This window comes from Promicromonospora sp. MS192, assembly GCF_049532985.1.
Lineage (GTDB): Bacteria > Actinomycetota > Actinomycetes > Actinomycetales > Cellulomonadaceae > Promicromonospora.
Genome location: NZ_CP186693.1, coordinates 4503232 through 4527092 on the forward strand (window position 1 = coordinate 4503232; position 23861 = coordinate 4527092).

The 23861-nt window shown below is 73.8% G+C and carries 20 protein-coding genes; 8 read left to right on the top strand and 12 right to left on the bottom strand.

Annotated features, from left to right (window positions below):
- Window positions 1-39 precede the first annotated feature (39 nt).
- Window positions 40-1398: an MFS transporter gene (locus ACO229_RS20120; protein ID WP_397429491.1), complete on the bottom strand. Its 1359-nt coding sequence runs from the start codon at window positions 1396-1398 to the stop codon at window positions 40-42.
- A gap of 263 nt (window positions 1399-1661) precedes the next feature.
- Between ACO229_RS20120 and ACO229_RS20125 the strand changes: the two genes are divergently transcribed.
- Genes ACO229_RS20125 through ACO229_RS20140 form a run of 4 tightly spaced genes read left to right on the top strand, consistent with a single transcriptional unit; the run spans window position 1662 to window position 6353 of the window.
- Complete coding sequence (locus tag ACO229_RS20125) at window positions 1662-3188, top strand: molybdopterin molybdotransferase MoeA (RefSeq protein WP_423462578.1); 1527 nt, start codon at window positions 1662-1664, stop codon at window positions 3186-3188.
- The gene (locus ACO229_RS20130) at window positions 3185-4150 is read left to right on the top strand and encodes a DUF6457 domain-containing protein (RefSeq protein ID WP_423462579.1); all 966 of its coding nucleotides are present in this window, start codon (window positions 3185-3187) and stop codon (window positions 4148-4150) included. The genes ACO229_RS20125 and ACO229_RS20130 overlap by 4 nt, the downstream gene beginning before the upstream one ends.
- 53 nt (window positions 4151-4203) lie before the next feature.
- Window positions 4204-4752 (top strand): methylated-DNA--[protein]-cysteine S-methyltransferase, encoded by a 549-nt coding sequence (locus tag ACO229_RS20135; RefSeq protein WP_423462580.1) that lies wholly within the window; start codon window positions 4204-4206, stop codon window positions 4750-4752.
- A gap of 38 nt (window positions 4753-4790) precedes the next feature.
- The gene (locus ACO229_RS20140; protein ID WP_397418098.1) at window positions 4791-6353 is read left to right on the top strand and encodes a UDP-N-acetylglucosamine 1-carboxyvinyltransferase; all 1563 of its coding nucleotides are present in this window, start codon (window positions 4791-4793) and stop codon (window positions 6351-6353) included.
- 66 nt (window positions 6354-6419) lie between these two features.
- Here the strand turns inward: ACO229_RS20140 and ACO229_RS20145 are convergent, their stop codons facing one another.
- Window positions 6420-8732 (bottom strand): hypothetical protein, encoded by a 2313-nt coding sequence (locus ACO229_RS20145; RefSeq protein ID WP_423462581.1) that lies wholly within the window; start codon window positions 8730-8732, stop codon window positions 6420-6422.
- A gap of 242 nt (window positions 8733-8974) precedes the next feature.
- Here ACO229_RS20145 and ACO229_RS20150 point away from each other — a divergent pair, with 242 nt between their 5' ends.
- A complete protein-coding gene (locus tag ACO229_RS20150) occupies window positions 8975-11545 on the top strand; it encodes a DEAD/DEAH box helicase (protein ID WP_423465326.1) in 2571 nt (856 codons plus the stop codon).
- On the opposite strand, the gene ACO229_RS20155 is transcribed toward ACO229_RS20150, so the two are convergent.
- The 9 genes from ACO229_RS20155 to ACO229_RS20195 form a co-directional block, all read right to left on the bottom strand.
- On the bottom strand, window positions 11526-11762 hold the full coding sequence (locus ACO229_RS20155; RefSeq protein ID WP_397418092.1) for a helix-turn-helix transcriptional regulator: 237 nt from the start codon (window positions 11760-11762) through the stop codon (window positions 11526-11528). The genes ACO229_RS20150 and ACO229_RS20155 overlap by 20 nt on opposite strands.
- Entirely contained in the window at window positions 11763-12629 is an 867-nt protein-coding gene (locus ACO229_RS20160; protein ID WP_423462582.1) for an ABC transporter permease, read from the bottom strand. It abuts the gene before it with no gap.
- Window positions 12626-13615 (bottom strand): ABC transporter ATP-binding protein, encoded by a 990-nt coding sequence (locus tag ACO229_RS20165; RefSeq protein ID WP_423462583.1) that lies wholly within the window; start codon window positions 13613-13615, stop codon window positions 12626-12628. The genes ACO229_RS20160 and ACO229_RS20165 overlap by 4 nt, the downstream gene beginning before the upstream one ends.
- Window positions 13616-13669: 54 nt before the next feature.
- Complete coding sequence (locus ACO229_RS20170; protein ID WP_423462584.1) at window positions 13670-14071, bottom strand: Rv3654c family TadE-like protein; 402 nt, start codon at window positions 14069-14071, stop codon at window positions 13670-13672.
- Complete coding sequence (locus ACO229_RS20175) at window positions 14068-14412, bottom strand: TadE family type IV pilus minor pilin (protein ID WP_397418082.1); 345 nt, start codon at window positions 14410-14412, stop codon at window positions 14068-14070. The genes ACO229_RS20170 and ACO229_RS20175 overlap by 4 nt, the downstream gene beginning before the upstream one ends.
- 3 nt (window positions 14413-14415) lie before the next feature.
- Window positions 14416-14634, bottom strand: a complete 219-nt coding sequence (locus ACO229_RS20180; RefSeq protein ID WP_423462585.1) for a DUF4244 domain-containing protein — start codon at window positions 14632-14634, stop codon at window positions 14416-14418.
- A gap of 156 nt (window positions 14635-14790) precedes the next feature.
- Entirely contained in the window at window positions 14791-15939 is a 1149-nt protein-coding gene (locus ACO229_RS20185; RefSeq protein WP_423462586.1) for a type II secretion system F family protein, read from the bottom strand.
- Window positions 15933-17093 carry a TadA family conjugal transfer-associated ATPase gene (locus ACO229_RS20190; RefSeq protein ID WP_423462587.1) on the bottom strand — a complete coding sequence of 387 codons (1161 nt, stop codon included), beginning with the start codon at window positions 17091-17093 and terminating at the stop codon, window positions 15933-15935. Before ACO229_RS20190 ends, ACO229_RS20185 begins: the two co-directional genes overlap by 7 nt.
- Window positions 17090-17866 carry a pilus assembly protein FlpE gene (locus ACO229_RS20195; protein WP_423462588.1) on the bottom strand — a complete coding sequence of 259 codons (777 nt, stop codon included), beginning with the start codon at window positions 17864-17866 and terminating at the stop codon, window positions 17090-17092. Before ACO229_RS20195 ends, ACO229_RS20190 begins: the two co-directional genes overlap by 4 nt.
- Before the next feature lie 287 nt (window positions 17867-18153).
- Here ACO229_RS20195 and ACO229_RS20200 point away from each other — a divergent pair, with 287 nt between their 5' ends.
- A complete protein-coding gene (locus ACO229_RS20200) occupies window positions 18154-18990 on the top strand; it encodes an HAD family hydrolase (protein WP_397418070.1) in 837 nt (278 codons plus the stop codon).
- Window positions 18991-19444: 454 nt separating this feature from the next.
- Here the strand turns inward: ACO229_RS20200 and ACO229_RS20205 are convergent, their stop codons facing one another.
- Entirely contained in the window at window positions 19445-20536 is a 1092-nt protein-coding gene (locus tag ACO229_RS20205; RefSeq protein ID WP_423462589.1) for an NADH:flavin oxidoreductase/NADH oxidase, read from the bottom strand.
- A 180-nt stretch (window positions 20537-20716) separates the two neighbouring features.
- On the opposite strand from ACO229_RS20205, the gene acs reads away from it, so the two are divergent.
- Both acs and mshD read left to right on the top strand, forming a co-directional pair.
- Window positions 20717-22747: an acetate--CoA ligase gene (gene acs / locus ACO229_RS20210; RefSeq protein WP_423462590.1), complete on the top strand. Its 2031-nt coding sequence runs from the start codon at window positions 20717-20719 to the stop codon at window positions 22745-22747.
- Between the two features lie 96 nt (window positions 22748-22843).
- Complete coding sequence (mshD, locus tag ACO229_RS20215; RefSeq protein WP_397429476.1) at window positions 22844-23794, top strand: mycothiol synthase; 951 nt, start codon at window positions 22844-22846, stop codon at window positions 23792-23794.
- The last annotated feature ends 67 nt before the right edge of the window (window positions 23795-23861 follow it).

A 23861-nucleotide genomic window follows, 5' to 3' on the forward strand; every position in this document is an offset into this window, starting at 1 on the left:
CACCGGCCGGGGTCCCGGCCACGGGAGCGGCGAGCACCGTCAGACCCGCGCCTCGGCCATGGCGCCCCGCCCGTAGACGAACCAGCAGACGAAGGCCATGACGGCGTACACGCCGACGAACAGCCACAGCGCGGGCACGAGCGACCCGGTCACCGTGGTGGAGAGCGCGAACCCGCGCGGGATGAGGAACCCGCCGAACGCGCCGATGGCCCCGGCGATGCCGATGCACCCGGCGGCGGCCTTTGCCGTGGCGCCGCTCACCCGGAAGACCGCGGGGATCATCCGGTAGACGGAGCCGTTGCCCACGCCCGTGGCCACGAACAGGCCGAGGAACGAGCCGAAGAACACCGGGAAGCTGCCGGCCCCGAGGGCCCAGATCGCCCCCATGGCGCCGAGGGCCATGACGGCGAAGGCGCCGATCGTGACGATCATGCCGCCCACCCGGTCGGCGATGATCCCGCCGAGCGGCCGCGCGACCGATCCCACGAGCGCACCCAGGAACGCGAGCGGCAGGGCCACCTGCGGGAACTCGCTGGCCAGCAGCGTCGGGAAGGCACCCGCGTAGCCGATGAACGAACCGAAGGTGCCGATGTAGATGAAGCTGATGATCCACGTGTGCTTGTCGTGGACGGCCACGCCGAACGAGCGGGGGTCGGCCTTGGCGGTGGAGAGGTTGTCCATCCAGCGCCAGGCGAGGAACGCGGCGAGCAGGATGAACGGGATGAAGATCAGGCCCGCGCGGTCGAGCGCGACGCCGGCACCGGTCACGATGACGAGCGGCACCGCGAGCTGCACGGCCGCCGTGCCGATGTTGCCGCCGGCGGCGTTCCAGCCGAGGGCCGCACCCTTCTCCTTCTCGGGGAAGAAGAACGAGATGTTCGCCATCGACGAGGCGAAGTTGCCGCCGCCCAGTCCCGCGAGCGCCGCAGCCGCCAGCAGCAGCGGGAACGGCGTGGTCGGGTCGGAGACGGTGAGGATCAGCGCCCCGGTGGGCAGCAGCAGGAGCAGTGCCGAGACGATGGTCCAGTTGCGCCCGCCGAACACCGGCACGGCGAAGGTGTAGGGGATGCGGAGGGTCGCGCCGACGAGGCTCGGCACGGAGATGAGCCAGAACATCTGGTCGACCGTGAGGTCGAAGCCGGCGGCCGGCAGCTGCGGCACGACGATCGACCACAGGGCCCAGGCACCGAAGCCCAGGAACTCGGCGAAGATGGAGAGCACGAGGTTGCGGCGCGCGGTGCGGCGCCCGCCGTCCTCCCACAGGGTCTTGTCCTCGGGGTCCCAGTGGTCGATCCAACGTCCGGTGCGGCGCTGGATCATGGACCTGGGGGCGGTGTCGGCGGGGCCGGCGTGCTCGTCGGCGACCGTCTGCTCGTCGCGTGTGGTCGGAGTGGACACGGTGTCCTCCCTGCATGGGCGTATGCCCGACGACGCCGGGCGCACCCGGGCCGGCAGGGTGCCGCACCCGGGGCCGGCCCGACGTCGGACCGACGCTGAAGAAACTAGGGAGACGGTGTTTCATCGCCCGACAAAGAGCAGTTAATCGACCGTAAGGAAGAACGCACAGCGTGCCGGTGCCCGGTGTGAGGGCGCGTCGCTCGCCGTGGCCCGGTGCGGCTCCGCAGATCACCGGTGCGCCCGCCTGGCCTAGGGTCGGACCCATGGAGCAGCGGCTGCGCGGCGTCACGGAGCACATCGAGCGGGTGCTCGGCCTGGTCGTGCCGCTGCCGGCCCGGCCGGTCGACGTCGCCGACGCGCTCGGGGAGGTCGTCGCGGAGGACCTGTACGCCACGGTGTCCGTGCCGCCCTTCGACGGCGCCGCGATGGACGGCTACGCCGTGCGCCTGACGGACCTGCCGCCCGACGGTTCCCCGGTCACCCTCCGCGTGACCGGCGACGTCGCCGCCGGGCCGGGCGATCCGGACCCGGTGGGGCCGGGGCAGGCGGTGCGGATCATGACCGGCGCGCCGCTCCCGCCCGGGGCAGACGCCGTCGTCCCCGTGGAGCACACGTCCACCGGCCGGTTCGTCGCCGGGGCGCCCCGCACGGAGGATTCGGTCACGCTCACCCGCCGGCCCCGCCCGCACGTCCGGGCCGCCGGCGAGGACGTGCGGCGGGGCGAGCTCCTCGCCCGCGCCGGGACCGAGGTGACGGCGGCGCTCGTGGGTGCGCTGGCGGCGTCGGGCACGGTTCGCGTCCCTGCCCGACGGCGCCCCCTGGTCGCCGTGATCTCGACGGGGGCCGAGCTGGTGCCGGTCGGCTCGGTGCCCGGGCCCGGCCAGATCACCGACTCCAACGGGCCGATGCTCGCCGCCGCCGCGCGCGCGGCCGGCGCCGACGTGGTGCGGCTCGGGCCGGTCCCGGACGATCCGGCGGCGCTCCGCGCGGCACTCGACGAGGCGGTCGGCCAGGCGGTCGGCGGGGCGGTCGGGGCCGGAGCGGGCGGCGTCGGGCCGGACGCGGGCGGCGTCGGGCCGGACGCGGGCGGCGTCGGGCCGGACGGGGGCGGCGTCGGGCCGGACGGGGGCGGCGTCGGGCCGGACGCAGGTCCGCGGGAGCCCGGGCACCCCGCCGACCTGGTCGTGACCGCCGGGGGCGTGTCGGCGGGAGCTGCCGACGTCGTCAGGGAGGTCCTGGGGTCTGGCGCGTGGGGCGCGGACGCCACGGACGTCGACGTCGCCGCCGTCGCCATGTCCCCCGGCCGGCCGCAGGCTCTGGCGCGCTGGCGCGGGGTCCCGTGGCTCGCGCTGCCCGGCAACCCGGTCGGCGCGTACGCGTCGTTCGAGCTCTTCGTGCGGCCGGCCGTCGACCGCCTCCGAGGGCGCCCCGCGGAGGTCGGTCACTCTGCGTCGACAATGTCTACGCGGAGCAACCTGCCCTCCACGGCAGTACTCCCCGCGGCAGCGGACTGGCCGGGTTCGCCCGGCCGACTCCTCGTCGTCCCGGTCCGCGTGGTGCGACCGCCCGGGACCGCGTCGGCCGCGCTGCCCGGTCCGGCAGGGCACCTCACCTCGCCGCCGCCCGACGCGGGCGCGGACTCCACGCTCTTGGACGCCCCGGGCGTCGTGCCGCTCGGATCCCGCCACTCGCTGTCCGCCCTCGCCTGCGCCGACGGCCTGGCCCTGGTGCCGCCCGACGTCGAGAAGGTGCGCGCCGGGGACCCTGTCGAGGTGCTGATGCTGCGATGACCCGGCCGGCCGCCGGCGTCGCCGGGACACACGCTCTCGTGTACGACGCCGTGATCCTCGCCGGGGGCCGCGCCACCCGGCTGGACGGGGCGTCCAAGGCCGACCTCGTGGTCGACGGCGCGGCGCTCCTCGACCGCGCGCTCACCGCGAGCGCGGCGGCCCGCGAGGTCGTGGTGGTGGGTCCGCCGGAGCTGGCGGACGGGCTCGGGAAAGCACGGCCCGCTACACCCCGCCACGGGGCTGTGCCGGCGGTGCCGCCCGGGCCGATGCCGGCAGCCCGCCTGACACGTGAGGAACCGCCGTTCGGCGGACCCGTGGCAGGCCTGGCCGCAGGGTTGCGCGCCCTGCCGGCACCCGGCGCACCGTGGGTGCTGGTCCTCGCGGTGGACGTTCCCTACGCGGTGCACGCCGTGACTGCCCTGGAGCACGCCGTTTCACGTGAACCGGGCGACGGCGCCCACCTGGTCCGTGACGGGCGGGCCCAGTGGCTGGTGGGGCTGTACCGCCGGGCCGCCCTCGACGCCGCGCTGGACGGGACCGATGCGCACGGCGCCTCGATGCGACGGCTGGTCGGCGCGCTGCGCTGCACCGAGGTCACGGACCCGGCAGGCTGGAGCGACGACATCGACACCCCCGCCGACGCGGCCCGGCTGGGCGTCCGGCCGACCGCTGACGGCGCACCACCTGCGAAGGGACACGAGATGGCAGAGCTCGACAGCTGGGTAACGGCGCTGGAGAAGGAGCTCGGGCTCCCGCCCGGCACGGTCGACGTCGGCGCGGTGCTCGACCTGGCGCGCGACGCCGCGCACGCCGTCGCCCGGCCGGCCGCGCCGGTGACCACCTACGCCGTGGGCTACGCCGACGGGCTGGCGGCGGCGGGCAGCCTGGGAGCCACAGGCAGTGGCGGTCCGGACGCCGCGGAGAAGGCGAGCGACCTGGCGGGGCGCTGGACGGAGGGCTGACCAGGCCCCTGCGGTGACCGTGACTGTCGGTGGCTCCGCCTAGGGTGTGGTCCATGGCCCAGGACAGGCTCGAGTTCGCGGTGGTCCCGACGGCGATCGGGGAGTGCGCGCTCGTCTGGAACGAGCGTGGTGAGATCGTCGGCTCGGCCCTGCCGCACGGCGGCCCCGAGCAGGTCCGGCGTGCCGTGCACGGCTGGTACCCGAGCGCCGTCGAGGCCCCGCCGTCCCCGGTGGAGGGTGCGGCGGCCGCGCTCACCCGCCTGCTGGCCGACGGTGTCGGCACCCTGGCCGAGATACCCCTGGACATGAGCGCCGTCCCCGACTTCGACCGCCGGGTGTACGAGATCGTACGGGCCATACCGCCGGGCGAGACCCGCACGTACGGCGAGGTGGCGACCGAGCTGGGTGCGCCGGGGGCCGCCCAGGCCGTCGGGCAGGCGATGGGACGCAACCCGTTCCCGCCCATCGTGCCGTGCCACCGCGTGCTCGCCGCCGGGCGGCGTGTCGGCGGGTTCTCAGCCCGGGGCGGGCCGCGTACCAAGGTGCGGATGCTCGAGACGGAAGGCGTCTACCTGGAGCAGCCGACGCTCTTCGACCTGTGAGTGCGCACCTATCTCATATGTGAGTTAGAGTCGTCGCCGTGACTATCGCCAGCACCGAACGACCGCTGACCGGATCGATCCCCGCGGTAGACGCCGCGCAGGTAGGAGCCCTGGTCCGCAGCGCGCGCCAGCACCGTGGACTCACCCAGACCCAGCTCGCCGACCGCCTGAGCACGAGCCAGAGCGCGGTGCACCGTATCGAGCAGGGGGCGCAGAATCTCAGTCTTGAGATGATCGGCCGCATCAGCGCCGCCCTCGACTCCGAGCTCATCACCGTCGGCGCGCACCGCCGCACCCACCTGCAGATCGAGGGCGGGCACCAGCTCTCCGGCACGATCGCGGTGAACTCGTCCAAGAACGGCGCCGTCGCGCTGCTGTGCGCGTCGCTGCTGAACCACGGCCGCACCGTGCTGCGCAACGTGGCCCGGATCGTCGAGGTGGACCGCATCCTCGACGTGCTGCGCTCCATCGGCGTCAGCGCCACGTGGGCACCGAACGGCCGCGACCTCGAGATCGTCCGCCCCGAGTCCCTCGACCTGGCGTCCATCGACGTCGACGCCGCCGTGCGCACCCGGTCGATCATCATGTTCTTCGGCCCGCTCCTCGGCCGCGAGCCGAACTTCGAGCTGCCCTACGCGGGCGGCTGCGACCTGGGCACCCGTACCGTCGAGCCGCACATGATCGCCCTGCGCCCGTTCGGCCTCGACGTCGTCGCGACCGCCGGGCACTACCAGGCCACGGTCACCCCGGGCACCGGCGACCTGTCCATCGTGCTCACCGAGCGTGGCGACACCGTCACCGAGAACGCCCTGATGGCGGCGGCCGGCCGCGACGCCGTGACGACCATCCGCAACGCCAGCCCCAACTACATGGTCCAGGACCTCTGCTTCTACCTGGAGCTGCTGGGTGTCCGCATCGAGGGCATCGGCACCACCACCCTGCGCGTGCACGGACGCTCCCGGTTCGAGACGGACGTCGAGTACACCGTCTCGGAGGACCCGGTCGAGGCGATGAGCCTGCTGACCGCCGGCATCGTCACGGGGTCCGAGATCACCGTCACGCGGGTGCCGATCGAGTTCATGGAGATCGAGCTCGCCACCCTCGCCGAGATGGGGCAGCGGTACACCCTCAGCCCCGAGTACCTGTCGAACAACGGCCGCACCCGCCTCGTCGACGTCACGGTGCACCCGAGCGAGCTGCGCGCCCCGATCGACAAGATCCACGCGATGCCGTTCCCGGGCCTGAACATCGACAACCTGCCGTTCTTCGCCGTCATCGCGGCACGTGCGACGGGCACCACCCTCCTGCACGACTGGGTCTACGAGAACCGGGCCATCCACCTCACGGACCTGACCCGCCTCGGCGCCGACGTGCGCCTCATGGACCCGCACCGCCTGCAGATCACGGGCCCGACGCGCTGGCGCGGCGCCGAGGTGAGCTGCCCGCCCGCGCTCCGCCCGGCCGTGGTCATCCTGCTCGGCATGCTCGCCTCCACGGGCACGTCGGTGCTGCGCGACGTGGACATCATCGCCCGCGGCTACGAGCAGCTCGCCGAGCGGCTCATCGAGCTCGGGGCGCGGATCGAGACGTTCCGGGACTGAGCGGGCGCTGGTCCCCTGCAGGCCGGAGCACACCCTCGGGGTGCTCCGGCCTGCCTGTCAGGTGCCTCAGCGCACCACGCCGGTCAGTGCGGACACGGTCCGGGTCGTGTAGCCGGTCCGCGACCCCGTCACGACGACGGCGACCCGCTTGCCCCGCGCCGAGGCCGGCACCTTGAAGGACGAACCTGTCGCGCCTCTGACCACCACGCCGCCGACCTTCCACTGGTACCTCACGACGCTGGGCTGCGGCGTCCAGGTACCGCGCACGGCCTTGAGCGTGTAGCCGACCTTCGCCGTGCCCGTGATCTTCAGTGCCGGAACCACGAACGTGCCGGCCTTCACCGCGGCGGTCGCGGGACTCACCGCGGTCCGGGTGGCGTACCCGAACCTCGACCCGGTGACCGCCACCGTCACCTTCTTGCCCTTCGCGGAGGCGGGGACTTTCCAGGTGGCCGACGTCGCCCCCGCGACGGCTGCACCGTTGACCCGCCACTGGTAGCGCACGGTGGTCGGCGCCGGCGTCCACGTCTTCCGGTTCGCTGTCAGGATCCTGCCGACCTGCACGGTCCCGGAGATCGACGGTGGCTGCGGGACGGAGAAGGTCAGCGGTCTGACCGTCACCGTCCGCTGCGTGCTCCACGCGGGCGCACCAGGGAAGGCCCGGTAGGTGAACGTGATCGTCCTGGTCCCCGCGCCCAGCGCCGAACCGTTGAGCCCCACCTGCTCGGTGCGCTCGTCGAAGACGGTGCTCCCGAGCACGGCTGAACCTGACGTGACGGTCAAAGTCCCGTACGGATTGGCTGCGTCTGCACTGAGCGTCACCGACGCTCTGGGCGTGCTGCCGAACGTGTATGACGTCGGGACGCTCACCGTGACCGCAGGGGGCGTGGGCGTGACGTCGACGCCGCCGGCATAGATCTGGTAGTCCGTCCGGCTGCGGTTGCCGGCGCGGTCCAGGGCGTCCACCGTCAGGGTGTTGAAACCCGCCCAGGGAGGTGCGACGTTGATGACCGTGTGCTCCGTGGCCGGAACCTCGGCAGGCGACCCGGATCCCATCGTGTAGCGGTAGGTCACGACGTCGTCCGACGCACTGGTGAGGAGGAACGACCCGGTCACGCCCGCCCCTCCACGCGCCACACTCTCCGGGTAGACGGCGGGCGCACCCACCAGCGGCGTGACCACGGGGGCCGACGGAGCCTCGAAGTCCATCGAGAAGGTGCACGAGGTGCTGGGCCCGACGAGTCCGCCGCTGTCGGTCCCGAAGACCGACCAGACGTACCGGACACCATTCTCCAGGACGTCGAACGGCACCTCGACAGCCTGCTGGTGGTCCGTCACGCGGTACCCGGCCCCTTCCCACACCACGATCTCGGAGGCGTCCGCGCGCGCCACGCGGAACGTGGACGTGACAGGGGCGGTGTCGTCGGGGTCGGTCGAACCACCCGACGGGTCCGGGTCCCGGAGCAGCGCGGAGAGGTACGGCGCGGACCGCAGCACACGACCGTCGGTGCAGGGCTGCGTCGCCCCCCGGACGCCTACCTGCAGGTCGGTCGGTGCCAGCGGCGCGCGGTTGAACCGGATCACCAGGGTGGCGGCGGGCTTGAACGAGGTCCAGCCACAGGTCATGCAGGTCTCGTCCGCGGCACGGACACCCACCGTCACGACGGAACGGTTCTCCTGCACGGCGCGGAGCGCGAGCTCCGTCGCGTCGAAGTCGTGGTAACCGGTGTAGGCAGGTGTCTGCTCGCACGCCGGCCAGTACACCGACATGCTCCCCGCGTAGCGGTCCGGGGTCCACGTAGCCGTGCTCGACCAGCCGGTGTCTGCCGAGATCCGCGGCACGTCGTACAGGTCCAGCCGGCTCGGCGTGCAGTTCACGTCGTCCAGCCATGCGACGTCGCTGGTGGCGATGAACTCTGCCGACGTGACGTCCTCCGGCTCCAGAGCCTGGAGCAGGTCGATACCGGCGAACTGCCAGACAAGGCGTTGCACGCCCGCCTCGTCGCAGCCCTCGCCGTACTCGGCGGGATCGCAGAAGCCGACCCACCGGGTACCCGTCCAGCCGTACCCGGGCGCCCCGGCCGAGCTGAGGGCCGTGCGGGCAGTTGCCGCTCTGGAGATCGAAGGGTCGGAGGCCGTCATCTCGACCCGCATCTGTCCGTCGGGCTCGACGAAGAGACGGGTGCCGCCGCCCGCGGTCGCTCCGTGCACCTCGACGTCGTCGTCGCAGGAGGCTGCGAGCAGCGCTGCTTCAGTCTCGTCCCAGACCGTGATGCCGCACTCGGCGGTAGGTGGGGGTTCAACGGCCGTCGCCGGCGCGACGAACGCCCCGAGCACCATCCCGGCTGCTGTCACGCCGGCGACCAGGGTGCTCCTCATCTGTCCTCCTGTGGTGTCCACGCTGCTGTCACGGCGCGAACCTACCTGCGGCGAATCGCATGTCTGAGCCGTTTCGCGGGTGAAGTCGCCCGGCTTGAACAGGTCCGTACCGTTCACCTCCGGCACCCTGGCGACGCCTTGGGAGAGGCGGTGCCCCAGGTGCGACACTGTCCACCGTGCCCGAGGTATCCACCCACCCCCTGCTCGACGTGCTGCTCGCCGGTGGTGCGCGCGCCGAGCGGATGACGGCGTCGCGCACGCTCCCGGCGCGCACCGCCGAGCACGCCGACTGGCCGGTCTGGGCGGACGCGACAGTGGTGCAGGGATACCGGAAGCTCGGGGTGGACCGCCCGTGGACGCACCAGGCGGTGGCCGCCGACCTCGTCCACCGGGGACGGCACACCGCGCTGGCGACCTCGACGGGGTCGGGCAAGTCGCTCGCGTTCTGGCTGCCCGCCCTGTCGGCGGTCCGGGTCGCGGCGGCCGCCGGCACCCTGGACCCGGGGAACATCGAGTCGGCGCGCGTGCGGCCCACCACCCTCTATCTGAGCCCGACCAAGGCGCTGGCCGCTGACCAGCTCAGCGCGCTGGAGCGGGTCCTCGACGCGGCGGGCACCCGCGACGTGCGAGTCGCGACGTGCGACGGCGACACCTCGCGCGAGGAACGCTCCTGGGTGCAGGACCACGCCGACGTCGTCCTCACCAACCCCGACTTCCTGCACTACGCCCTGCTCCCGAACCACCGACGCTGGTCCCGGCTGCTCAAGGGGCTGCGCTACGTGGTGGTCGACGAGGGCCACGCGTATCGCGGCGTCTTCGGCGCGCACGTGTCGCTGGTGCTGCGCCGCCTCGCGCGCCTCGCGGCGCGGTACGGGGAGGCCTCGCCCACGTTCGTCGTGGCCTCGGCCACGACGGCCGAACCCGCCGTCAGCGCAGCGCGCCTCATCGGCGTGACACCCGACGACGTCGCCGCCGTCACCGAGGACGCCTCGCCCTCGGGACGCCGCACCGTGGTGCTGTGGCAGCCGCCGGAGATCTCGGCGTGGCGGCCGCCCGCCGACCGGACCGGTACGGCGCCCGAGGGCCAGGCCCTGGACACGCCGGCTCCGATGCACCGTGCCGATCCGGCGGAACCGGACCCGTGGGCGCTGCCGGGAGCTGACCCGGAGGCCGAGGCCGTCGCCGCAGAGACCCCGCCGGAGCACCCCCGTCGGTCCGCGACCGCCGAGGTGGCCGACCTCCTGGCCGACCTCGCGTCGGCCGGCGCCCGCACACTTGCCTTCACCCGTTCGCGACGCGGCGCGGAGTCGGTGGCCCAGCAGGCACGCGACCACCTCCGGCACGCCGACCAGGACGCCGCCCGCCGGATCGCGGCCTATCGCGGCGGCTACCTCCCGGAGGAGCGCCGCGAGCTGGAGCAGGCGATCCGGGCCGGCGACCTGCTCGGCCTCGCGACCACGAACGCGCTCGAGCTGGGCGTGGACATCTCGGGCCTGGACGCCGTGCTCATCGCCGGCTGGCCGGGCACGCGGATGTCCCTGTGGCAGCAGGCAGGCCGAGCCGGACGAGCCGGGGCGGACGGCCTGGTCGCGTTCGTCGCACGCGAGGACCCGCTCGACACCTATCTCGTGACCCATCCGGAGGCCGTGTTCGACGCCCCGCTGGAGGCCACGGTGTTCGACCCGGCGAACCCGCACGTCCTCGCGCCTCACCTGTGCGCGGCGGCCCAGGAGGCGCCGCTGCGGACGGAGGATCTCGCGGCGTTCGGCGCGCCCGGGCATGTCCGGGGCGTTCTCGACGTGCTCGTGGCCCGGGGCGCGCTCCGGCGTCGGACCTCCGGCTGGTACTGGACCCACCACCAGGCCGCCGCCGGCCTGACCGACCTGCGCGGGGCGGGCGGCACCCCGGTGCGCGTGGTCGAGCACGGCACGGGCCGGATGCTCGGCACGGTCGACGCGGCGTCGGCCGACGGGCAGGTGCACGACGGCGCGGTCTACGTGCACCAGGGCACCAGCTACGTCGTGACGCACCTGGACCTGACCGACCACACCGCCGTGGTGCAGCGACGGCGGCTGGACTACGGGACATGGTCACGCTCGGTGATGTCCGTCGCCATCGAGGGCTGGGACGACACCAGGCCCGCGGGCACGGAGGACGGACCGTCGGCCGAACCCGGTGCCCGGCCGGACGCCTCCGACGACACCGGCCACGACCTGGTCACCCGGGAGTGGGGCCCGGTCACGTGGGGGCTGGGCCCCGTCGAGGTGACGTCCCAGGTGGTGAGCTACCAGCGGCGGCGGGTGCCGGACATGCAGGTGCTGGGCACCGAGCAGCTCGAGCTGCCCGAGCACACCCTCGGCACGACGGCGGTGTGGTGGTCCGTACCGGAGTTCGTGCTGCGCGCCGCCGACATCTCCCCCGAGCAGACGCCGGGCGCACTGCACGCCGCCGAGCACGCCGCCATCGGGCTGCTGCCGCTGCTCGCCACGTGCGACCGCTGGGACCTGGGCGGGGTGTCGACCGAGCTGCACGCGGACACCGGGGAGGCGACGGTGTTCGTCTACGACGCCTACCCCGGCGGTGCCGGCTTCGCCGAGCGTGCCTACGAGCTCGGCGCCACGTGGCTGCGCGCCACGCGGGACGCGATCGCGGCCTGCCCCTGCGCCGACGGCTGCCCGGCGTGCGTGCAGTCCCCCAAGTGCGGCTCCTACAACGCGCCGCTCGACAAGGACGCCGCCGTGCGGCTCCTGGACGCCGTGCTCTCGCACGACCCCCAGGGCGCCGCCCCGTCGGTCACTCGCCCAGCCGCTTGAACGGGCTGGTCGAGAACACCACCTCGACGGCCACGTCGAAGTACTCCGCGATGCGCAGTGCGAGGTACAGCGACGGGCTGTACTCGCCGCGTTCCAGGTAGCCGACGGTCTGGTAGTGCACACCGAGAGCCTCCGCGAGCTCACGTCGCGAGATGCCGCGCTCGGCGCGCAGCATCGCGATGCGGTTGTGCACGACGTCGGACTGCTCTGCCACCACTCAGTACCCCTTGGTCAAATAGCGCTCCCGCGCCGCAGCCACCGTGGAACCCGACGCCCCGCGGGCCATCCTGCGGAGCACGATCGGCGCCAGCACCATACCCACGACCGCCCAGGCACCGAGCACCGCGAACATCTCCAGCGTGCGCCACGACCCGCCGATCTCCGAGACCACCATCTCGTCCGGAAGCATCGCCGACCGCGCACCCAGCCCGAGCCAGTAGTACGGGAACACCTGCCCCACCCACTGCAGCCACTCGGGCAGCGCCGTGATCGGGTAGAAGATCCCCGACGGCACGACGAGCAGCATCGAGCCCAGGAACAGCAGCCCGGTCTGCGACGCCCTCTTGAACAGCGATCCGAGCGCGACGCTGATCGGGACCGTGGCCACCATCCCCATCAGGAAGACCAGCACGAGGAGCAGCCAGGTCCGGGCATCCAGCCGCAGGTCGCCCGCCACCGTGGCCCCGGGGATGACGAGGACGACCAGGGTCACCAGGGTGGTCAGGGCGAACATCACGATCTTGCCGACGAGGTAGCCGATCATGCCGTCGGGCGTGGCCTTCGCGCGCAGCAGCGTCCCGTCCTCCCGGTCGACGGCGATCGTGCTGGCCGGCCCGGTCAGCCCACCGAACGCGATGCTCATGCCGACCAGCCCCGGCAGCACGCTGGCCCCCAGCGAGAAGTCCGTCCCGGGCACGGTGCTCCCGCGCATGAACAGCAGCACGACCGCGTAGATGAGGGGGAACGCCAGGTTCCAGACGAGGTCGCCCGGGTCCCGCACCGAGTACTTCGTCTCGAGCCAGCCGCGGGAGAGCCCTGCCCGCACGGCACCCCACCGCGCGTCGGACCGTGTGGCCGTGGTCATGACTGCACCTCCTCGGACTGGTTGGCGGCATCTTGGCCGGCCGCGGTCTGGCTGGTCATGGCCTGGTTCGCTTCGGCCTGGTTGGTCTCGGCCCGCTGCACCAGCGACAGGTAGGTGTCCTCCAGGCTGGCCCGCCGGACCTCCAGGTCGGTGACGCCGGGGTCGCTCGCCAGGAGCTGGCGGACGAATCCCGTGGGGTCACCCTCCGCCACGGCGTGGACCTGCCGCTGCCCGCCGGACGTCCAGCGGACCTCGGCCTGGGTGGCCAGCTCCCGGGCGAGCTGGTCCGCCGACCCGTCGGCGACGATCGTCCCGTGGTCGAGCACCAGGATCCGGTCGGCCAGCTTCTCGGCCTCGTCCAGGTCGTGCGTGGTCAGCAGGATCGTGGTGTTCTCGAAGTCGGCGAGGCGGTGCACCAGGTCGTGGAACTCCCGCCGCGCGTGCGGGTCAAAGCCCGCGGTCGGCTCGTCGAGGAACACGAGCTCCGGGCGGCCGACGATCCCGATCGCCACGTCCAGGCGCCGGCGCTGCCCGCCCGACAGGGTCTGCACCTTGGCGCGCGCGTGCTCCGCCAGGCCCACGGTCCTGATCAGCTCGTCCACGTCCCACGGCCGCGAGACCTCGGGGGTCGCGTACGGCCGGTAGAACCGGGCCAGATATCCGAGCAGGTCCTGGACCGCCCACCGGCCGTGGTCGCGCCACGACTGGAGCACGACGCCCAGCCGGGCGCGCCACGCCTCGTCCCCGTGCGCCGGATCCTGCCCGAGCACCGAGACCTCACCGGCCGACCGCATCCGGAAGCCCTCGAGGATCTCGATCGTGGTGGTCTTGCCCGCGCCGTTGGGCCCGAGCAGTGCGACGACCTCGCCCCGGTGCGCCGTGAACGAGACACCCGTGAGGACGTCCTTGGTCCCGTAGCGCATCCGCAGGTCACGTACGTCGAGCGCCACCTCGCCCGACGGTGGAGGTGCCTTCCGCGCGCTCATCGCATCCTTCGTACCATCCATAGCAGAGATACTACGAACCGTACCGAGCCCGTGTCATCCCCTTTCCGGTGCGGACGGGTCGGCGCCGTCCACCCGCGGACCCGCACGCGCCGTCGCCCGGGCCTGTCCCAACCGGCCGAGATCCCCGCCCGGCCCGGCCACCGCACGCGTGGCGGCCACGCGCACCACGCCCCCGCCGAGCACGTCGCACGACGCGATCTCCGCGCCGTTGCGCCGCACCGCTGCGCCCGCGGTACCGCACGGATCGAAACCGTCACGGAGCGCGGTCGCACCGGCGAGGGCGCCGAGGTCCGCGGCAGCCTGCGCGGCTCCGCGGGCATTCTGGGCGGCGCCGAGCGCCCCGATCCCGAGGGCGAGCACCAGGATCACGGCGACGACGCCGAGGACCAGGACCGTGCCGGCGCCTCGTTCCCGCTCGCCACGGCCGGACCTCACGGTTCCACCCACGCCGTCGCCGACCCCGTGGCCCGGAGCGGCCCGGTGAACCAGCCGCCCGCCACCGGCCGGGTCACCGTCACCCGCACCCAGGCGCCCTCGTGGGCGAACGCCATCTCCGCCTCGGTACCTCCGACCCGCGCCACTGCCGCGCGCACCGCCGGCTCCTGCTCCCCGATCGCCACCGCTCGCGCCCCCGCGCGGGCCGCGTCCAGGGCGCGCATCTGCGCCGTGGACGCGGCCGCGAGGGTGAGCACGGCGACGAGGACCAGCACCACGACCGGCAGCCCGACGGCCAGCTCCGCCGTGACCGTGCCTCGCTCCGACTCACGCTGCGCCATCGGTCAGCCCAGCGAGAGCGCCGACTGGATCAGGGACGTGAGCATCCCCTTGACGTCACCGCCCTTGACCACCGCGAGGAGGATGCCGGCGAAGGTCGCGGCGGCCACCGTCGCGATCGCGTACTCGGCGGTGGCCAGCCCCCTCTCCGAGTCCTGCTCGCCGGCCCCCGCCCGCTCCTCCGGATCGGGACCCGCCACCGCCACCGCTCTCGTCGTCGTCATCGTCATGTCTCCTCCTTGTCCGCCCGTGTCCGGGCATCCGCACCCCGTGCGCCGACGGCGCGGGGGTTCCTCGTCGGTCCGTTGCCACGGACCCCGTCCGCCGTGCGGCGGACGGCACCGGCGCGCGGTCAGCACGCCGAGGTCGTCACCGCCCGGTCAGCCCGTGAGCAGGTCGATACCCAGCGCCATCAGCACCGGGACCAGACCCACCAGCACGAACGAAGGCAGGTAGCAGGCGCCCAGCGGGAGCACGAGCCGCACCCCGAGCCGGGCCGCGGCGTTCCGCGCGGTGGTCCGCCGCTCGTGGCGCACCTCCTCGCCCGCGGCACGCAGCGCGTCGCCGGGCGCGGCACCGTCGAGCCAGGCTCCGCGCAGAGCCCGGACCAGCGGGGCCAGTGCCGCGGGAGCGGCTGCCCATGCCCGGTCCCAGCCGGCGCCGAGCACCAGCGCACGCGCGGCCCGGCCGAGCACGGCCCCGTCCGGACCGCCCACCGCGACGCCCGTCGCCTCCAGAGCTCGTGGCACCCCGGCCCCGGATCGGAGGGCGGCAGCCACCAGCGCCAGTACCACCTGGAGGTCCACGCCGGGCCGGTCCGCCCCGCGGGCCACCGCCACCAGCCGGTCCGTCCAGAACCGGCCCGCGCCGAGCAGCACCAGGCCCGCGGCCACGGCCGCCGTCCCGATACCGCCGTCCATGGCCGTCGCGACCGGGTCAGCGCCGAGCGCCCAGCCCAGCAGCCCGCCCACGACCGGCAGCCACATCAGCAACCGACCCGTCGTCCGCGGACCGGCCAGCGCGGTATCCCGCTCCGCCGTCGCCTCGGCCTCCGCCACGAGCGTCCCGGCCACCTGTTCCAGGACCTGACCGAGCGGGGCGCCGACGTCCAGCGCGAGCCGCGTCGCCGCGACCACCGCCTCGGCGTGCCGCGCGCCGAGCACCCGGGCGAGCCCGGCGGCGTCGGGCACCCCGGCGAGGTCCACACCCACCCCGGACGCGCGCGACCATGCCGCCCCGGGCGGGGTTCCGGCCCGGAGCAGCGCGACGACCTGCATCACGACGACCCGGAGATCGCCCCCTGGGCTCGTGTCCGTCCGCGACCGCTGCCCACGCCGGCGCCGGGCGGCGCCGCCTGCCGTGCCCGGCGAGCCGCCGTGGGAACCGGCGCGGGGAGCGGCAGCCGGGACCGGACCTGCTTCCCCGGGGTCCAGCACATCCCGCAGGCGGCGGCCGCCGCGCGCCAGGACGAGCCAGAGCCCCGCGGCGGCGGCCAGCCCCACGAGCAGCGGCTCCACGAGCGTCACCACGGCCCGTACCTCCGCACGAGCTCGTGCCAGGCGTGCGGATCCGTGGTGACCCGGCCGTCCCCGGCCCGCGACGCGGCCGTCCGCACCTCGAGCTCACCACCGGCCGAGCGCCCCACCAGCCCGATCTCCGCCAGGTGGCGCACCCCGCGCGACCTCCTCAGGTGCAGCACCACGTCGAGCGCCCCGGCGGCCTGGGCCGCCACCGCCTCGCGGGTCATCCCGGCCAGGCCCGCGAGCGCCTCCAGCCGGGCGGGCACCACCGCCACCGAGTTGGCGTGCAGGGTCGCGAAGCCGCCGTCGTGCCCGGTGTTCATCGCCATGAGCACCTCACGGACCTCGGCGCCGCGGCACTCGCCGAGCACTATCCGGTCGGGTCTCATGCGCAGCGCGTTCCGGACGAGGTCGGCGAGGTCCACCGCTCCCGCGCCCTCGACGTTGGCGCGGCGGGCCGCGAGGTGCACGACGTGCGGGTGGTCGGGCCGCAGCTCACGTGCCTCCTCGACGGTCACCACGCGCTCGGTGGCTGGCACGAGCGAGAGCAGGGCCGCGAGCAGTGTGGTCTTGCCCGTTCCGGTCCCTCCGCTGACCAGCACGTTCGCCCGGCGCCGGACGAGCGAGCGCAGCAGACCCGGCCAGTCGGCGGGCAGGGCACCGCCGGCGACGAGCTCGTCGAGCGTGAGCACTCGCGTGCGGAGCACCCGGAGGGAGATCACGGCGCCGGACTCGGCGAGCGGTTCGAGGACGGCGTGCAGCCGCGTCCCGTCGGGCAGGCGGGCGTCCACGGTGGGGCAGGCGTCGTCGAGCCGCTGTCCGCCCAGGGCTGCGAGCCGCACCGCGAGCGCCCGCACCGCGGCCGCGGATCCCAGGTCCAGCGGGACCCGGCCGAGGCCGGCCCCGCGGTCGACCCACACGTCGTGCGGCCCGTTGACGAGCACGTCGGTCACGTCGGGTGCGTCGAGCAGGGCCTGCAAGGGCCCGGCCCCGGTGAGCTCGGCCCGGGCCGCGCGTTCGAGGTCGCGCAGCGCGTCGGAGCCGAGCACGCGGCCGGAGTCCCGGACGGCGTCACGGACCGCGGTCCCGGCGCCGGTGTGCCCGGTGGCCAGGCGTGCGCGGACGTCGTCGAGCAGCGACACCGAGGCGGCCGGCGGCCTCACAGCGCGTCCGCGAGGTTCGTGGCGAACCGGCCGAGCGGAGCCCGGTGGGACGTCGCCGGGCCGTCGCCCCGTTCGACCGCGCCGGCGAGCCCGCCGTCGCGGGGCATGCACCCGGCGACCGGCAGGCCCAGCCCGGCCGCGACGTCCACCTCGTGCACCGCGCCGGGCGCGGCACCGCGCACCACGACCCGGACGTCCGCCACGCCGGCTCCGCGCAGGGCGTCACGGACCCGCTGGGCGCCGACCACCGCACGCAGTGTCAGCGGCACGACGAGCAGGGCGGTGGCACAGGCACCCAGGAGAGTTCGCAGGGCCGGCTCGTCGGTGCCGGGCACCGCGCCCGGCCCGCGACGGGTCGCGCTCCCCCAGGCAGCGGGACGCGGCAGGTCGAGCACCAGGGACTCACCGGCCCGCACGAGGCCGCGGCAGACGCCGAGCACCACGTCGTCGTCCGGCGGTGGTCCGTACGGCCTGCCGCTCAGCACCGGTACGGCACCCCAGCGCGGCAGTGCCGCCACGACGCCCGTCCCGTCGACGTCGCCGCGGGCCTCGGCCAGGTCCGGCCAGCGGGCACCGCGGGCGCCGTCCGACCCCAGCAGCAGGTCCGTCCCCGGGCCGTGGGTGTCGAGATCGACGAGCGTGGCGCGCTCGCCGCCCCGGCGCAGGCCGTGGGCCACGCACGCGGCCACCACGGACGTACCGGCGCCGCCGCACGCCCCGATCACGCCGATCATCCGTCCCGGTTCCGGCACTCCGCCGCCTGACCTGTCCATCGCCGCCTCCTTCGCCCGGTCGCCGCCGGGCCCTCACCGGGCACCGCCCCGGCCCTCGGCCCGGCGTGCTCGCCGGGCTCCGGTACGAGACTGCCGGGCGGGCGGTCGGCGTATCGGCCGCCGCCGGCAGGTTGTGCACAGACTGCGGAAAAGGCCGCCTGTGGGAGACGTCCTCGGCCTGACGCGCCGTCACGAGGGTCTGCCGCAGTGCGGCACGAGTTCCAACCGGTTCGCGGACACTCCGTCGTGAGGCACCCCCGACCGGATCACGCCGCTAGGCTCGGCGGGTGACCGAGCAGGTTCCCCAGACCGCATCCCGGCCGGCGGCGCGCACGGCGCGCACCGCCGCGTTCTTCGACCTCGACAAGACGATCATCGCGACCAGCTCGTCGGCGGCCTTCTCCAAGCCGTTCCTCGCCGGCGGGCTCCTGTCGCGCGCCGACGTGCTGCGCAGCGCCTACGCCCACTTCGTCTTCATGATCGGGAACGCGGACGCCGACCAGACCGAGCGCATGCGCGCGCACCTGTCGTCGCTCGTGACGGGCTGGGACGTGGAGAAGGTCCGGCAGATCGTGACCGAGACGGTGCACGAGCTCATCGACCCGTACGTCTACGCGGAGGCCGTCGAGCTCATCGCCGAGCACCACGCCGCCGGCCGGGACGTCGTGGTGGTCTCGGCCTCGGCCGCCGTGCTGGTGGAGCCGATCGCCGCGGTGCTCGGTGCCGATCACGTGCTGTCCACGCAGATGACCGTCGAGGACGGCCGGTTCACGGGCGAGATCGACTTCTACAACTACGGCGACAACAAGGCCGTGGGAGTGCGCCGGCTCGCCGTGCGTGAGGGCTACGACCTCGCGGGCTGCTTCGCCTACTCCGACTCCATCACGGACGCCCCGATGCTGGCCGCGGTGGGGCACGGCTACGTGGTCAACCCGGACCGGGTGCTGAGGCGGCGGGCCTTGCAGTCGGGCTGGGGCGTGCTGGCGTTCACCCGGCCGGTGGCGCTGCGTCCCCGCATCGAGCCTGCTCCGCTGATCGCGGTGGTCGCCGTGGCGGCGGTGGGCCTCACCGCGTGGCTGGTCTGGCGCGCGAGCCGGCGCCGGGCCCGCCGCCGGCTCGCGTGACCGGACCGGACGACAGGGCTCCCAGGTCCGGCGCGCGACAGGACCAGGTCAAGCAAAGGTAAGGCCGAAGATTTTCGCAGCTAATTGGCGACATGACAGGAATTGGCAATTGTGAAGATCACTCCGCCCAGGTTGCATTTGTGCGCACAAGGCAGTGTGATTGTGTTCACAGCAAGTATTCAGGGCGGAAGGGACCGCGAGAGCGCAGTCACCCCGTCCGGCTGGTGAGAGCGGTATCCGGCTTGAGGATGCTCCCGGACTCCGTACTCGTGGACCGAGATCTCGCCACCGCAGTGGCCGGGCCCTCGCACTTCCGGATCGCGAACGGAAATTGCGAGGAGCCCGGCCGCACGGCGAATCGTTTCGCGGAATGCGGGTCAGCCGGAAAAGAATCACCGCCCCGACGATTTCTCCCGACGTTCAGCCCCTTGCGGCCGTCCGGGGATTCACGACCTCATCGCCACTGAGCACGCGAGTACTGCGGCTGGGTGCCCACCCCGGAGTCCACGGGAACCGTGCCGATCTTCTCCCCCAGCGCGTGCGCCGCCCGCAGCGGCCAGTACGGATCGCGCAACGCCTCCCGGCCGAGCATCACGGCATCCGCCGAGCCCTCCACGAGGATCTGCTCGGCCTGAGCCGGCTCGCTGATCAGGCCCACGGCGCTCACCGGAAGCCCGGACACCTCGCGCACCCGACGCGCGTAGGGCACCTGGTACCCCGGCCCGACGGAGATCGACGCCGGCGCGACACCGCCGGTCGACACGTCGACCAGGTCGGCACCGAGCCGACCGAGCCGTCCGGCGACGGCGGCGACGTCGTCCACCGTGAGGCCGTCGTCCCGCCAGTCGGTCGCGGACACCCGTACCAGCACCGGCAGCTCGTCCGGCCAGGCCGCCCGCACCGCCGTCACCGTCTCCTCGACCAGTCGCGAGCGCCCGTCGACCGACCCGCCGTACTCGTCCGTCCGGGTGTTCGCGAGGGGCGACAGGAACTGGTGCAGCAGGTAGCCGTGCGCGGCGTGCACCTCGACGGCGTCGAACCCGGCCTCCCGGGCCCGGCGCGCCGCGGCGGCGAACAGCTCGGGCACGTCCGCGACCTGCGTGGGCGTCATCTCGGCGGGGACGGCGTAGCCCGGGTAGGGCGAGGCCGAGGGACCGACGGTGGGCCAGCCGCCGTCGGGCACGGGGACGCTGCCCTGCACCGGCGACCAGGGACGGAAGGTCGACGCCTTGCGTCCCGCGTGGGCGAGCTGGATGCCGATGCGGGCGCCGCGCGCGTGCACGAAGTCGACGATGCGCCGCCACGCGGCGGTCTGCTCGTCGTTCCAGATGCCGGTGTCCTGCGGCGAGATCCGCCCCTCGGGTATGACGGCGGTGGCCTCGGTCAGGACGAGCCCGAAGCCGCCGGCGGCCCGCGAGCCGAGGTGCACGAGGTGCCAGTCGTTCGGGAGGCCGTCCTCGGCCGAGTACTCGCACATCGGCGCCAGCCAGGCGCGGTTGGGCACGGACAGGCCGCGGAGGGCGACGGGTTCGAACAAGAGGCTCACGCCGGGCCCAACGCACCCGGTCGCCACGTGATTCCGCGGCGCACGCCGCACGTCTCAGGACGTGACACCGGGTTGTGAGGGGTGTCACCGTCCGGGACTACACTCACCGACCAGAGAGAACGTCAAGGCAGCCCCAAGCACCTGCCCGAACGAACGCGAAGACGCGCACCGGAGGTCACCGTGACAGACACCAACCCGACGTCGGGCTCGGCAGCCAGCCCCAGCCTCGAGAACCTGCTGCACGAGACCCGGAGCTTCCCGCCGAGCGAGGAGTTCGCGGCTCAGGCCAACGCGAAGGCCGATCTGTACGAGAAGGCCGCGGCCGACCGCCTGGGCTTCTGGGCCGAGCAGGCGAACGAGCTCGTGACGTGGACCACGCCGTTCACCGAGACGCTGGACTGGAGCGGCGCGCCGGTGGCGCGCTGGTTCGCCGACGGCACGCTGAACGCCGCCTACAACGCGGTGGACCGGCACGTGGCGGCCGGCCACGGCGACCGGGTCGCCATCCACTTCGAGGGCGAGCCGGGCGACACCCGCACCGTCACCTACGCCGACCTGCAGCGGGAGGTGTCGCGCGCCGCGAACGCCCTGACCGAGCTGGGCGTGGCGACGGGTGACCGCGTGGTGATCTACCTGCCGATGCTCGTCGAGTCCGTGGTCGCGATGCTGGCCTGTGCCCGCATCGGTGCGCCCCACTCCGTGGTCTTCGGCGGCTTCTCGGCCGACGCCCTGCGCAGCCGGATCGCCGACGCCGAGGCCACGCTCGTGATCACCGCTGACGGCGGGTTCCGCCGCGGTGCGCCGTCGGCCCTGAAGCCCGCCGTCGACGAGGCGCTGGCGCCCAAGGAGGGCGAGGCGGCCACCACGGTCCGCAAGGTGCTCGTCGTGCGCCGCACCGAGCAGGACGTGAACTGGGTCGAGGGCCGCGACGTCTGGTGGCACGAGGCGCTGGAGGCCGCGTCCGACCAGCACGAGCCCGTGCCGGTCGAGGCGGAGCACCCGCTGTTCATCCTGTACACCAGCGGCACCACCGGGAAGCCGAAGGGCATCCTGCACACCACCGGCGGCTACCTCACGCAGGCCGCGTACACGCACAAGAACGTGTTCGACCTCAAGCCGGAGACGGACGTCTACTGGTGCACCGCCGACGTCGGCTGGGTCACCGGCCACTCCTACGTGGTCTACGGCCCGCTCGTGAACGGCGCCACGCAGGTGCTGTACGAGGGCACGCCCGACACCCCGCACCGGGGCCGCTGGTGGGAGCTCATCGAGAAGTACAAGGTCTCGATCCTGTACACGGCCCCGACCGCGATCCGCACGTGCATGAAGTGGGGCGACGACATCCCCGGCGGGTTCGACCTGTCCTCCCTGCGCGTGCTCGGCTCGGTGGGCGAGCCCATCAACCCGGAGGCGTGGATGTGGTACCGCCGCGTCATCGGCGGCGACCGCACCCCGATCGTGGACACGTGGTGGCAGACCGAGACGGGCGCGATCATGATCAGCCCGCTCCCCGGCGTCACCGCGGCCAAGCCGGGTTCGGCGCAGGTGGCGCTGCCGGGCATCGCGGCGACCGTCGTGGACGACGAGGCCAAGCCGGTGCCCGACGGCGGGGGCGGCTACCTCGTGCTGTCCGAGCCGTGGCCGTCGATGCTCCGTGGCATCTGGGGCGACCTGGACCGCTACAAGGAGACGTACTGGTCGCGGTTCGAGGGCCTCTACTTCGCGGGTGACGGCGCCAAGAAGGACGAGGACGGCGACATCTGGCTGCTGGGCCGCGTGGACGACGTGATGAACGTGTCCGGGCACCGTCTGTCCACCACGGAGATCGAGTCGGCCCTGGTGTCGCACGAGATCGTGGCGGAGGCCGCCGTCGTGGGCGCCGCCGACGACACCACCGGCCAGGCCGTCGTCGCGTTCGTGATCCTGCGCGGCGACCACGCCGGCCGGGCGGCCACGCCCGAGGGCGCCGCCGAGGTGCAGAAGGAGCTGCGCGACCACGTCGGCAAGGAGATCGGCCCGATCGCCAAGCCGAAGAAGATCCTCGTGGTGCCGGAGCTGCCCAAGACCCGGTCCGGCAAGATCATGCGCCGCCTGCTGCGCGACGTCGCCGAGGACCGCGCCGTCGGCGACGCGACCACGCTGGCCGACTCGTCCGTGATGGACCTCATCACGGCGGGCCTGGCGGCGCCGTCGGCCTTCACGGAGGACTGACCGCACCTGCCGGGTGGACGGCGACGGGGTGGGACGGCGGTGACGTCGTCCCACCTCGCTGCCGTTCCACCCCGGCTCATGCAGGAGGATGAGGGCATGCGTATCGCCGCACCCATCGACATCGGCCCGCTCGACGCGGAGGCCCAGCAGGCCGTCCGGGACCTGGCCGCCGCCGCGGAGGCGCACGACGGCGTCGCCCCGCTGTCCGAGCAGCCCCTGCTCAACCTCGGTACCGACGCGGAGTGGATCACCCACGTCGTGGCGCACACCACGGCCGGCAGCACCATCGGCTACGTGCAGATCGACCGGTCGGGCCAGACCGCGAGCGCCGAGCTCGTGGTGCACCCGGAGCACCGGCGGAACGGCCGCGGCCGGGTGCTCCTGCGGACGGCGGAACGCGACGCCACGCTCCCCTCCCGGTCCGGTGAGCCCGGTCAGCACGGCAAGCAGCTCCGGGTCTGGGCGCACGGCGACCTCGAACCGGCCCGTGCGTTCGCCCGGGCGCTCGGCCTGCGCCCGGTGCGCGAGCTCCTCTTTCTCGCCCGTCCCCTCGACCCCGCGGACCCGGCCTCGTCCGGCCTCCCCGAGGCACCCGCCGGCTACGAGCTGCGCACGTTCCGCCCGGGGCTGGACGACGAGCCCTGGCTCCGCGTCAACGCCCGCGCCTTCGCGACCCACCCGGAGCAGGGCCGGATGACCCTCGACGATCTCCGCGCCCGCCAGGCGGAGCCGTGGTTCGACCCGGAGGGGTTCTTCCTGCTGGTCCCCCTGGACGACCCGGCCGCCGACCCGGCCGCCTTCCTGTGGACCAAGCAGGAGCCGGACGGCGCGCGGGACGGCGAGATCTACGTGCTGGGCGTGGACCCGGACCACCAGGGCGAGGGGCTCGGCCGGCTGATGACCTCCGTCGGGCTGGCGCACCTCGCCCGGACCGGCTCGACGCGCGCCGTGCTCTACGTGGAGGGCGACAACGCACCGGCCCTCGCCACGTACGAGCGGGCGGGCTTCGCCCGGGCCGCCGTACACGTGCAGTATGCCCGTGCGTGACGAGATCTCTGGACGAGGGACACCCACTGTGTACCGAACGGTGACACCATGTGCCCTATGAAGGACA